The 12,528-nt window shown below is 38.5% G+C and carries 11 protein-coding genes; all 11 read right to left on the bottom strand.

Features of this window, described 5'->3' with window-relative positions; translation table 11 throughout:
• Window positions 1-58: 58 nt before the first annotated feature.
• On the bottom strand, window positions 59-685 hold the full coding sequence (gene purN, locus BT147_RS10310) for a phosphoribosylglycinamide formyltransferase (RefSeq protein WP_072334690.1): 627 nt from the start codon (window positions 683-685) through the stop codon (window positions 59-61).
• A 7-nt stretch (window positions 686-692) separates the two neighbouring features.
• The gene (locus BT147_RS10315) at window positions 693-1,997 is read right to left on the bottom strand and encodes an amidohydrolase family protein (protein ID WP_072334693.1); all 1,305 of its coding nucleotides are present in this window, start codon (window positions 1,995-1,997) and stop codon (window positions 693-695) included.
• Window positions 1,955-2,626 (bottom strand): HAD family hydrolase, encoded by a 672-nt coding sequence (locus BT147_RS10320; RefSeq protein WP_072334695.1) that lies wholly within the window; start codon window positions 2,624-2,626, stop codon window positions 1,955-1,957. The genes BT147_RS10315 and BT147_RS10320 overlap by 43 nt, the downstream gene beginning before the upstream one ends.
• On the bottom strand, window positions 2,623-3,525 hold the full coding sequence (locus tag BT147_RS10325; RefSeq protein WP_072334698.1) for a DMT family transporter: 903 nt from the start codon (window positions 3,523-3,525) through the stop codon (window positions 2,623-2,625). The genes BT147_RS10320 and BT147_RS10325 overlap by 4 nt, the downstream gene beginning before the upstream one ends.
• A 192-nt stretch (window positions 3,526-3,717) precedes the next feature.
• Window positions 3,718-4,920: an ATP-grasp domain-containing protein gene (locus BT147_RS10330; protein WP_072334701.1), complete on the bottom strand. Its 1,203-nt coding sequence runs from the start codon at window positions 4,918-4,920 to the stop codon at window positions 3,718-3,720.
• A 2-nt stretch (window positions 4,921-4,922) separates the two neighbouring features.
• Window positions 4,923-5,945 carry a dipeptide epimerase gene (locus BT147_RS10335; RefSeq protein ID WP_072334704.1) on the bottom strand — a complete coding sequence of 341 codons (1,023 nt, stop codon included), beginning with the start codon at window positions 5,943-5,945 and terminating at the stop codon, window positions 4,923-4,925.
• 51 nt (window positions 5,946-5,996) lie between these two features.
• On the bottom strand, window positions 5,997-7,340 hold the full coding sequence (locus BT147_RS10340) for an LLM class flavin-dependent oxidoreductase (RefSeq protein ID WP_072334706.1): 1,344 nt from the start codon (window positions 7,338-7,340) through the stop codon (window positions 5,997-5,999).
• A gap of 41 nt (window positions 7,341-7,381) precedes the next feature.
• Complete coding sequence (locus BT147_RS10345) at window positions 7,382-8,632, bottom strand: MFS transporter (RefSeq protein WP_072334709.1); 1,251 nt, start codon at window positions 8,630-8,632, stop codon at window positions 7,382-7,384.
• A 20-nt stretch (window positions 8,633-8,652) separates the two neighbouring features.
• On the bottom strand, window positions 8,653-9,981 hold the full coding sequence (locus BT147_RS10350) for an ATP-grasp domain-containing protein (RefSeq protein WP_072334711.1): 1,329 nt from the start codon (window positions 9,979-9,981) through the stop codon (window positions 8,653-8,655).
• Window positions 9,982-10,089: 108 nt separating this feature from the next.
• Complete coding sequence (locus BT147_RS10355) at window positions 10,090-11,049, bottom strand: D-2-hydroxyacid dehydrogenase family protein (RefSeq protein WP_072334714.1); 960 nt, start codon at window positions 11,047-11,049, stop codon at window positions 10,090-10,092.
• A 30-nt stretch (window positions 11,050-11,079) separates the two neighbouring features.
• Window positions 11,080-12,528, bottom strand: coding sequence for a DUF6025 family protein (locus BT147_RS10360; protein WP_072334717.1), 1,449 nt, complete (start codon window positions 12,526-12,528; stop codon window positions 11,080-11,082).

The raw sequence follows: 12,528 nt of genomic DNA on the forward strand, positions 1-12,528 counted from the left end.
ACCACTCCTATCTCAGAGCATGACTTCGATATTCGCCTACTGAATGATTCAGGCATCATTAAACAAAAAGTTCGCTCTCATGCCCACTCTTCACATAAACCACATCATCTTTAATCTCAAGTTTATCCTCCAAGAATAGATGTACCGCCCTTGCCAAAGCTAATTTTTCCACATCGATAATGGCTTCTCTCAAATCCGACTCTGTATAATGCGGTTTTACCTCGACGGCTGCTTGCGTAATAATAGGACCTTGGTCCACTTCATTATTGATAAAATGAACCGTAGCTCCTGTAATTCTGACTCCTTTCTGAATTGCCTTTAGCTGTGCCTTATCTCCTACAAATGCTGGGAGTAGGGACGGATGCGTGTTAATGGTTTTATGGCCGTATCGCTCCACAAATTCAGTACTAAAAATACGACGGTATCCCCCAAGTACAATCAAGTCAATCTGATATCGATCGATCAAAGATGAGATTTCATTTTCATGATCCCTTCTGCTTTTATAATTTTGGTGATCAATGCAGGTAAAATAGCAACCTTCGGAAATGGGAAGTTGGGAAGAATCAACTTTAGGGTTGTTCGTAATAACTAAAGTAAGTTCACTTGATAACTTCTTTAAACCGTCCTGTACCGCCCCTAATAACGACCCACGTCCAGAAAATAAAAATGCCACTCTTTTTTTCATATGATCTCTACCTTCCCCATTTTTTGTTTTGTAAAAAATGATCGCTCACTAGATTAAAATCACAGTGAAGAAAACTCTCATTCAAAATAACAAATTCCCCGTTCACCATTACATGAATCGGATGATGGCTTAGAATCACATCTAAAAACAGTAAGCTCGGATCTTGTGATTCAACTACCACATCACCTCGCTTAAAAAAACATAAATCAGCGAACATTCCTTCTTTCACACTTCCTACATGATCTAACCCTAATGCAGACGCTCCTGTTTTCGTTATCGAATCAACTATGTCTGTTACATCCACTTTTTCCTCTAAGTTTGATTCACCATGAAAATAAAGTGAGAAGGCAGCATCAAATGCTAATTTATGAAACGGGTTTACCATAGCTGCATCTGTACCTAATCCAATTTTGTTATGGATTAAAGCCTTAAACGGAAATCTTCCAGCTCCCGTAAAACTATTACTGACTGGACAGTGTATAAAGTTTACCTTTTTGTCAGATAGTACATGAAGATCTTCATCTGACAGTGTTGAAGCATGAACCAATAGAGTAGAAGAGTCTAATAAATGAAGCTTGTCGAGTACCTGAATTCCAGATTTCCCATAATGAGAGATACATTGCTCAACTTGGCTTTTACCTTCACAAATATGCATGACAAACTTCTTATTTTCTTGAAAGGCAATTTTATGAAGCTCTTTCATTAGTTCTGGAGTTGCCGAAAGCTCTGAGGCGGTGGCTGGATGAACTTTTATCAAGTCTGATTCATATGTATGTACACAATCAGAATAGCGTTTGATAACCTCTTCAAGAGAGGAAGAACTCGGTTTGGATTCCCTCCCTAACCATTGATCATTTTGTGAAAAATGAATAACTGCTCGAACACCCGCTTTTTTCGCTTGCTCCGCATCTATCTCAGCTCGGCTCGTGAAGATGCCTAGAGTGGTTATACCTTGGCGTAGCGAATGTAATATCGAGTATAAAGAAGATAATCCTTGCAGTTCTTCTGTTTCTAGATGATTATTTCGATGAACCGTATCCAAAACCTCACTTATACTACTAAAAGCTTTTACTCCTCCATATAGCTCTTTACTTGGATGTAAATGTCCGTTCGTTAATCCAGGTAAAACGATGAGACTTTTCGCATCGATTACATGGTCACTACTCTGAGAATTTGGCTGGCATATTTTTTCGATTTTATTCCCATAAATCACAATATCAGCAAGGCGAAAATCGTGTTGATCTGAATAATAGGTAGCATTTTTTAACGTTATCCGATCCATTCCTTTATTTGGTTCCATACTAATTCCCACTGGAGCACCTCTTCTACTATATGTTCTTGTTGAATATGGAGGGTCTTCATCCCTATATTCTTAGCTGGCATGATATCATTTGTGAGCGAGTCTCCAATAAACAAAATATCTCTTGGCTCTGCCGCAAGTTCATCCACTAAACTCTGAAAAAAATGTAGATGAGGTTTACAAAATGGATAACAACTTCCGAATTGAAAACAAGAAAAGTATGAATCCATTTTATGATATTTCAGCTTCCCCATCTGAATTTGCTCCATCCCATTACTACAAACAGCAAGCAAATAGGACTCGCTTAATTTGCTTAGTAAAGATTCAACCCCCTCATACGGCACACATTTTTTTATGTAAGCCGACTTGTAAGCACTCGAAACTTCCGCCAGCCTTTCTTCCATTCCATAAAAATCACAAAGCAACTTAAATCGATATGTTAAAGTAGCTTCTACATCCTGTATCCCCTTCTCAAAATTCGCCCAAGAAACCCTATTAAACTTTGAGAAAACCTCATGAAACTCTCCAAACGAAAGACCCAGATCACAAAAATAAGCCTTAAAAACTTCCTGTAGGCTATCCTGTTCACCCCGGGTATGATTACACAACGTTTCATCTAAATCAAAAACAATAACTTTCATATTTTCACGCTCTCGTTTCTATTTGCAATGGTAGGTAGGGCTAAGCCAATAATGACGAAACATGCCGCTATTATTTTTACATTTGAAATCGGTTCGTTATATACAAAAATCGAGAATAACATGGTAAAAATAGGAATGGAATTAGAAAACAACGATGGAATAATTATATTGGTCTTCTTAACTCCAAAATTGTAAGCCATATCTGCTACTAGATTGGCAAATAAAATAGCAAACAGTACATAGAGTAGAGAAGTATGATCCAGATTCTTATACGCCGTCAAATCACCCCAAATGAATGCCGGAATAAAAAGCAATCCACTGCCAAATATAAAACACCATGTAGAATAGTGAATGGGATTAATCGAATTCATAATGCTTTTTCCAAGTGAAATGTAGATAACGAACGAAATAACGGCTACAAATAAAATGAGACTACCATATAAATGATCATCGCTAAATCGGACCGAGCCGAACTCTCCATTGGTTACTAATAAAACAATTCCTGTAATAGACAATAAAGTTCCAAATATATTTATTGCTCGTAATGGATTCTTTAACCAAATCACATCAAGAATATTACTTATCAATGGGACGAGTGCGATAATCAAAGCTGCATCAACTGAAGAAGTTTTCTTCATCCCGAAATTCACAAGGAGGTTGAATAAAAAAATCCCAAAAAAGCTAGCAAAGAATATTTTTACTAATATTTTCTTGTCGTAACTAAATAATCCTCTCCAAAAAATAAGAACCGATATAATCGCTGCCCCGAAAATAGCATAAAAAGCTAATACAAAGGGACTTAGTACAACTAATAGAAGTTTTGTCACAATAAAGTTATAGCCCCACAGAATCACTGCTAACAATAACGCTATAACAGGAATAATCGATATCTTTTTCATACCATTCTCCTTAGGTAGAAAGGACATTTAGTAGAATATACAAATTAACATATAAGTTTAACTATATAATATAATTCTGAAAAGAACAAGCCAAAAAACCGTCCTACACTCCCGAATTATTTATAAGAACATCTGATATAATTGGAAAAATGGCCTTCTCAAAAAATGATTTGAGAAGGCCATTTTTCACAACTAAATCGTATCATCCCATATTACACGGTTTTCAAACCACATTGCCAACTCATCGATACGGTTCTGAACTTGTGCCTCAGACTCTCCCTTAATAAGCACTTTAGCTATATAGTCACCACTACTTGAAATCTCATTAAATTTCTGGCCACAATGTGCGGTGACCTTATATTGAGTTACCCATTCTGGCAGAGGATCTGCAGGCATCTCTTTTAGAACTCCTTTTTTAGCTGGTACTAAAAGATAGCCTCCCAGCATCTCAAGTTTTGGAACATTGGACAATGAGGCAGAAACCTGTTCCACTAATCCACATTGTGCCTGTACAGAGAGCTTAACTAAATCAATTCCAAAGCCTTGTATTATTTTCTCACGAATGAATCCCCCTCCTGTACGACTAGCAATTTCACACAGGACTAATTCATCATGTGGGGTATGGAACACTTCGGCATGAAATGAAGTGTTTTTAGGGGTAGGAAGTGCTTTTAATAATTTTTGAGTAAACTCTACGAGTCGGGGTAGCAATGGATTTTCTGATTCTAGAAGATAACCTCCATTAAATAACTCATCTTGAAAGGCAAGACATCCATTTATATACTTAGATGGCCAACAAAGTACCATTTCACCGTTTATGACTAAGCCATCTACCGTATACATGTCCCCTTCGATGAATTTCTCCACCTCAAGATGAACAGCTAATCCCTTGCTCAAGAAAGTCATTAAATCATCTCGATCTTTTATAATGACTGTATGACACGAACCTACCCCATCTATTGGTTTCACAATAACGGGATATCCATGTTTTTGGATAAATTTATACAAATCCAACGGGGACTCTAATGGTGAGAATTCTGGGACATTTAAACCCTTTTCTCTTGCAAGCTTCTTCATAACCGTTTTATCCCTGAAAGCGATCGCACTTTCCAAAGATTGACCCTCTATGCCCAACTGTTCTCTTAATCTAGCTGCTCGTATAAGGTCATATTCAGATGTTACAATAATCGCATCAAACTTATGAGTCTCATACAACTCTAAAGCACGTATCTCCATTTCACCATTGGTTCGATAGTTTTCAAAACCTTCAACTAAATGGTAATTCACTGCTCCTCGGGCCTTTTCCGAAGTAGTCAGTAGCAACAAATCCTCATTCAAATCTTTTAACCAATCGTCATACGGATACCCCGTTTTATTCATAATGAGAATACTCATATTCAACTGCCCCTCCTATCTATAATTCCTATTCCAAACCTATTAGGTAATGTAATCAAACCATTGTTTACTCTAATTCCTGTAAAGGGATCTGATTGGAGATTCAAATGGCCATCAAGATCAATGTAATCTGCAAGCCCAGCTAAATGCGCAATGGCAGTAATCCCTAAAGAGCTTTCTGTTTTACACCCCAACATTACCTTCATCCCAACATTTCGAGCTAACTGGATTATTTCCTTTGCTCGTCGAAGCCCACCACACTTCAGAAGTTTGATATTAACTACACCTACACTTCCGCTCAAACTTAGTAGGTCTTGAATACAATGAAAATCTTCATCCGCAACAATGGGAATAGGCGAATGATCTTGAACCCATTTCAACTGTTCATGTGATCCTGCAGGAATCGGTTGCTCTAAAAGCTCTACACCATATTGATGAAGTTTATTGGCTGCTACAATGGCATCTTCACAATTCCAAGTTCCATTCCCATCAATCCAAATACGCCCTTGGTATATTTCTCTTAGCCTTCCGATCAACTCTACCTCACTGGTCAAAGTCATTTTCAATTTTAAAATAGGCCATTGTGAAAGCATCTTGGCCTGCTTCAATAAATCGTTTTGATCCATTACACCTAGGGAAATGCTAGTGGGTGGAATGAATAGTCCTTCAAGTCCCCATAACCGATGAATGGGAAGATTAGTCATTTGCCCTAACATATCATGAAGTGCCATGTCGATTGCTGCTATCACAGTTGGCTGATTTGGTATCAACGCCTCGAGATCGTTTAATAGCTTTTCGATTTCAAAAGGGGTATGCTCCTTCACTATGTCTGAGCACAGATTGAAAGCATTTACAACGGTCTCAGCTGTCATGCCGTATTCTTTGGCGAATACAGCAGTGCCATACCCTCTCCATTCCTTCCATTTCAGTCTGACTATTATCTGATGAGCAGATGTAAATGTTCCTTTATTACTTTGAAAAGGCTGCTTTAACTTTAAAATTAAATCTTCATATTCGATTTCCATTGTGTGTACTCCTTACATCTTTCTCTCATCAAATTCCCTGCAAAATGTTCCCTATTTACTCCCAGAGCGTGCACGAAAAGAAGGACGCTCTAGGCCCAGATGATCTCGTAGTGTTTGGCCTTCATACTCTGTTCGAAATAACCCACGTCGTTGGAGCTCGGGAACCACAAGTTCAACGAAATCTGTTAGCCCATCTGGTAATTGCGGTGGCATAATATTAAATCCATCAGCAGCTTCACTCACATACCACTCTTCTAGTTGATCTGCAATTTCTTGGGGAGTGCCTAAGATCATTCTGTGTCCACGCGGACCTGCAATAGAACGATAAAGCTCACGAATCGTTAACCCTTTGGTTTTCGCTTCCTCATACAACAACTTCTGACGGCTCGTACTTCCTTGTGTCTCCGGAAGTTCTGGTAATGGGCCATCCACTGGATATTTTGAAATGTCGATATTTCCCAATTGAGTGGAAAGTAAGCCAAGACCTACGACTGGATCGATTAAATTTTGCAATGTTTCATATTTTTGTTCTGCTTCATCTCTGGTCCTTCCTACCACTGGAAAGATACCAGGCATCACTTTCACTTGATCTGGAGATCGACCATATTTGACGACTTGCTCCTTTATACCTCGATAAAACGCTTTTGCCTGTTCCAAATTCTTATGTGCTGTAAAGATAACTTCTGCCCATTGAGCAGCAAAATCCTGTCCATCTGCGGAAGAGCCTGCCTGTACAATAACTGGATAACCTTGAGGGGGGCGAGCCACATTTAGGGGGCCTCGTACTGAAAAAAATTCCTTCTTGTGATTCAATATATGAAGTTTTTCAGGATCAAAGAAACGACCCGACTCCTTATCAAACAAAAAGGCATCGTCTTCCCAACTATCCCACAATCCAGTTGCTACCTCCATGAACTCCCTAGCTCTGAGATATCTTGTCTCGTGGTCAGGTTGCTTGTCCAGATTAAAATTTTGGGCTTCCACGTCAGTTGTTGAAGTAACGACATTCCAACCAGAACGACCGTTACTCAAAAAATCTAAAGAAGCAAATTTTCTGGCAACGTGAAAAGGTTCGTTATAAGTAGTAGAACATGTTGCAGTTAACCCAATACGCTCCGTTACCACTGACAGTGCAGATAGTAATGTTAAGGGCTCAAAATGAACCATCCGTCCCCAGCGACTAAGTTCATCCGAGTCTTTATAATGCGTACGTACTCCTACACCATCCGATAAAAAAATCATATCGAATTTACCGCGTTCTGCTGTCTTAACTATCGAACTATAATAATGAAAATCAAGTACACCTGCTGGATATGCATTCGGGTGTCTCCAAGCAGAAATATGATGTCCTGGAGCAGGTAAAAAAGCACCCAATTTTATCATTGAACGACTCATATTAGCACCTCATTCTTTTTTGTGATGACATAGCTTCTGTATTAATGATTCACTTCACCTTGAACCTTTTTCGGTGACCTTTTAGACTGCTTTTCTTTCACTACGAGTACACTTAGAACCACTGCTGTAGCTAGATAAAAAACGAAAAAGCTATAACCGACCCTTTCTAAACCTAACTTATCTAAGAAAAAGCCAAAAACAAATGGACCTAATCCAAACCCTATATTAAATGTTGCATTTAGGATCCCAAATGCTAGCCCCCTCTTCTTTGCAGGAGTAAACTGATTTACTTTTGATTTTAAATTAGCTACATGGGTTAACTCTCCGATTGTAAATACAACGATGAGAAGTACGCATAGATAGATAGCGGGAATCCTCTCAAGGGTTCCGAGTAACAAATGGAATAAGGAAAATAAGGTAGCCGTAAATAACATTTGGCTCATAAAACTCCATCTGCTTACTATTTTTAATGCTTGGAGTTGTAATATGACAATCAAGAAAGAATTCAACGCAAACAACAAACCAATAACGAATGGAGATAGTTCTACGAAATCATGGAGAATCGCTCCTAATAAATCATTAAATACACCGTATGTGGAGACTAAAATAACATTGAGCAAGAAAATACTAATCAATATATATATATGACTAGACTTACCTTGGTAGGACTGTTCCACTTCAACTGGTTCTTGTTCTTCTACCTTTATTTCGGATCTACTTTGATTTTTTAATAATGGATGGAACATCGTTATAATAGAAAAACAAAGTAATAATAACCCAGTAGAGATATAAATAAAGCTAGAACCTACTGCTAGGATAACCCCCCCTAGAAGCGCTCCTATACCAACAGAAATATTTTGATTGATATAAAACATCGCAAATGGGATAGTAGGATCTTTTTTATCCACTGTATCTCCGATTAAGGCAGAAAAAACAGAACGGAAAAATGAATGTGCAAATCCTAACACAATATAGACTGTTGTGAATTCTAAGACGTCACTTACAAAAGGGAGGAATAGATAAGAAGCACTTGTTACAAACAAGCCCATCAATATAAGCGGTCTACGTCCGTATCGATCTGATAAAGCGCCACCGATCACTCCACCAAATGTACGCGCAATGAAATAAATGAAAACACTTCCAGCTATAGTAGTATAACTAGCACCTAAACGCGTCATCATGTCCGTAACCAAAAAGGGAATGATAATGCCCCGAGATAGACCAAAGATAAAATCAAGAAGTAAAATGAGTCGGTGAATGGCTTTCAGTTTCATAAACTGTTTAATTACCATAAAGCACTCCTCTAACTCTTTTATTCATATAGCTGATTGATGATTGTTTCATTTAATATTTTCTCCGACATTTCCATGTCTTGCGATGATGAAGAGTTGATACTATAAACAATGTATAGATGTCTTGTTAAAGAATCCTTCACTGGTAAGGCTTTCTGATTAGGAGGGACCAATATACCTAATTCATATACAGTTAAATCTAGACCTTTATCAATAAGAACACCTTCTCTGTTTCGTACCAACCCTTGAGAGTCTGGATTTGAGGGCCAATGAACGGGTAGGTCATGATGACTCATTTTACCTTTTAAAATGGTATCTTCTTCTAAAACATAATATTTTTGGATAACTTTCTTACTCGAATGACTGGATACGTACTCTTTACCTGGTTCATTTAACACAATCGAAAGAAGCAGATCGTATGGGTTCACTTCACCTGCGTATAGATACAAATCCATAATGCGATCACCTGGATTGCGTACACACCATTCCATCACTTTCGGTATGCCACTTTCATCGATCTTAAACTCAAGATGCACAATGGCACTCTGAATTTTTGACATTGTAATGACGAAATGATTCATTTCATTAACTTGTTGAATCGTATCCTCTGATAATTCACGGTAGTGAACTTGATGGCCGATTTCTACCGGGAATTCGATACCTTCTGATTTTAAAGTTTGCTTCTTAGTAATAGAAGAATACAGGACTCCCCCATCCCTAACCCAACTCTCGATTGAATACTCTTGCCCCACAATTCTTTCTTCAAGTAAATATAATTGCTCTTTAGACTTTTGCACTTTCAATAAATCAAGCACCGATTTCTTTTGATTCTCATCAGACCATATCATTACGTCCATAGAACCGTACTTATTAATAGGTTTTATAACTCCGCTATCTGGCAAAATAGTGGTCATTAGTTCCTCTAACGTCACTTTTTGTGAGCGAACCTTCCACGGAGTGTTTTGGATAAGCTGTCTCTGCTTTTCTTTATTTCGAGAAATAACAGCTGCCTCAAGTCCTCCATTAGACAATCCTAGATATCCCGCTAAGATGGCTGTTTCTACTACCAATCTTTCATCTATAGGAATGATCCCTACTATTTGATCATGCTCTAAAATATTATTCACAACCAAAAAAAACGATTCCATAGAATATTCTTCCATGCAGATGATTTCATCCACGAGATTAATAAAATGATGAGGATTACACTGCTTATATCTGTATAATTGATTCAGCTTATTTTTTCTGCTATCTACAATAATGGCTTTTAGACCTCTTTTTCGAATACATCTTACATATTCTTCTGTAATCTCAGAAAACCCCCCGAGGATTAGCACCGCTTTTTCCATTAAAACACCCCATTATTTCTCATTAGGATAAATAAGGGTTTCATACTCTCTCATTTGGTTGCTAGACAATACGAAACCCTATTTTTACACGTAAATCATTTCAAATGCTTATACGAGTGTTCGAATCGGTGAACCATTTACAAATGCAATTATGTCTTCCACAGCTTCCTTGTAATAAGTGTGGTAGTTTCTCTGTGTCACATATCCTAAATGTGGCGTGGCGAGTAGATTAGGTAGGGTCCGTAACGGATCGAGCTCCGGTAAAGGCTCGATTTCAAATACATCCACGCCTGCTCCTGCAATTTGTTTACTTTCAAGAGCTTTCATGAGAGCCACTTGATCCACAATGGCTGCACGTGATGTATTAATTAAAAAAGATGATGGTCGCATTAGCTGTAACTCTTCTTCACCGATTAAGCCCCTCGTTCGATCGCTAAGTACCAGATGGATGGAAACAAAATCACTGTTTTTAAGTAGTTCTTCCTTTGAAGCAGCCAGTGCTACACCTGTATTTTCTGCTTGTTCACGTGTCAAGTTCTGGCTCCAAGCAATCACATTCATCCCAAATGCTTTCCCGATTCGTGCCATCCTACCTCCAATTTTACCCAACCCAAGCAAACCAAGTGTTTTTCCATATAAATCCGTACCCACAGTTTGTTGCCATGGACCACTTTGTTTCAATGCATTATTTTCTACAACAATATTTCGAGCTAAACCTAAAATTAAAGCCCAGGCAAGCTCTGTGGGAGGCTCCGAACTACTTGCTGTACCGCAGACGGTAACGCCATTGGAAGAGGCAGCCTGTAGATCTATGGATGCATTTCGCATTCCAGATGTAATCAACAGCTTCAATTTCTCCAAACGCTTAAATAGTCTCGCAGGAAAAGGAGTACGTTCACGCATAATGACCACAATCTCATAATCTTGGATGGTATTTACAAGTTCATCTTCATTCTCAATATAATGGTGAATCGAAGTGACTTCTACTTTATCTGCTATAGCAGACCAATCTGTTATCTTCATAGCTACATTCTGATAATCATCCAATATGACACATTTCCATTTCATTCTCTACACCCCGTTACCATTTTTTAGTTTTCAACCCATAAGTGATCCAACAATCATACACGACTGTTGAAAGGATAACTCTCTAAATCCTTCTGGCTCAACCGAGCGGCTAAAGTCATGTGATTTTTGATTATTCAAGATTCCACACTTAGGGATAAAGCGATCGAGAAAATATTGGGAGAGGTTGGATTTTTGCTCTCCTAGCCATTGCAATGTTATGCACTCCACCTCTATAGCCATCTGACCTGGACATTCTGCAAGATGATCTGTTCCCTTCCTAACTCTGAGGAATAACTCAGCTAAAAGCTCATTGTCTCTAGGATGCTGATCAGTCGGACATAAAGAAAACACGACTGCTGGGATCACTACAAACAAAATCGGATCTACTTCTGGGTATCGATCTATAATAAGTTTACAAATCCTCCTATAACTCCTAACCTTGGACTTAGTAGCAATATATCCGCTCCGTTTGGGTGGATAACCTGCCATGTCTCTAGCTCCCCAGTGAAAGTGTGGGTTAAATGGTTGAGTCATTGTAGAACGAATGACATTTCTATCTGGATAATGCGAACTTACTACAGCAGAGAAAATACGCATGGCCACATTGGAGACAAGTGGCATATGTGTAGGCATTTGATCGATTTGTTGAAAGAACTGATCTGGTTCATCCACGGCTCGAAATGGTATCATGGCTGCTTCAACTAGTTCACTCGCACTTGAATAAAAAACCTCTCCCATTCGGAAACCTCTATCTTCACAAATCAGGTCTGATCTATACATTCTTCCATCTAGAGTCACTTGATGACTGATTAAATCTTGGAAAATGGCTCTCGAATTCTCACGTTGAGAAGCATCTTCTATCAAATCACATAGAATCCTTTTTACTAAAGGCTCCTGCTCATACACAATAGAAGGTTCAAAACGAAATTCAAATTTTTGATACTGAAGCCGATTTTTATGAACTTGTATTAATGGAATGAACTCTCCCCTGTATTCAGTTTTTACAAAAGGAGTAAAGTACGAATGTTCACGTCCTCTTCTAACAAACCCCGATCGATCCCATGTAAACAAGGGCAGCTCCATTCTATTATCCTGTTCTACGATCGAACCAGGCACATACACAATATCACCATTTTGCATGTCTTGTGTTTCTGTTTGAGTAAAACAGTAAAGTAGCGGGTATCCGTATCCTTTAGAACAAATCGCATTATTAAAATCCATCATTCCCGCTCTGCCTTGCATAATTTGCTCCCAATTCCCAATATGTCCCGTTCGTGGTGGTAGCAACTCAGGCGAGGACTGGATAAGAGAAAGAAGCTTTCCGATCTTAACATCTGTAGTTCCCATGTGGATCCAATTAAAGGAACATTCCCTCCTTTCGAATGCATCTAGTGCGGAATCTTTCTTCCATCTTAATTTATCTAGCACACTGAGTTCAGTCAGAAGCTCGATTGGACTTTTCATTACTTCTGTTCCCAT

Origin of the sequence: Thermoactinomyces sp. DSM 45891 (assembly GCF_900119485.1) — a bacterium.
In the GTDB taxonomy this organism is placed as follows: Bacteria; Bacillota; Bacilli; order Thermoactinomycetales; family Thermoactinomycetaceae; genus Baia.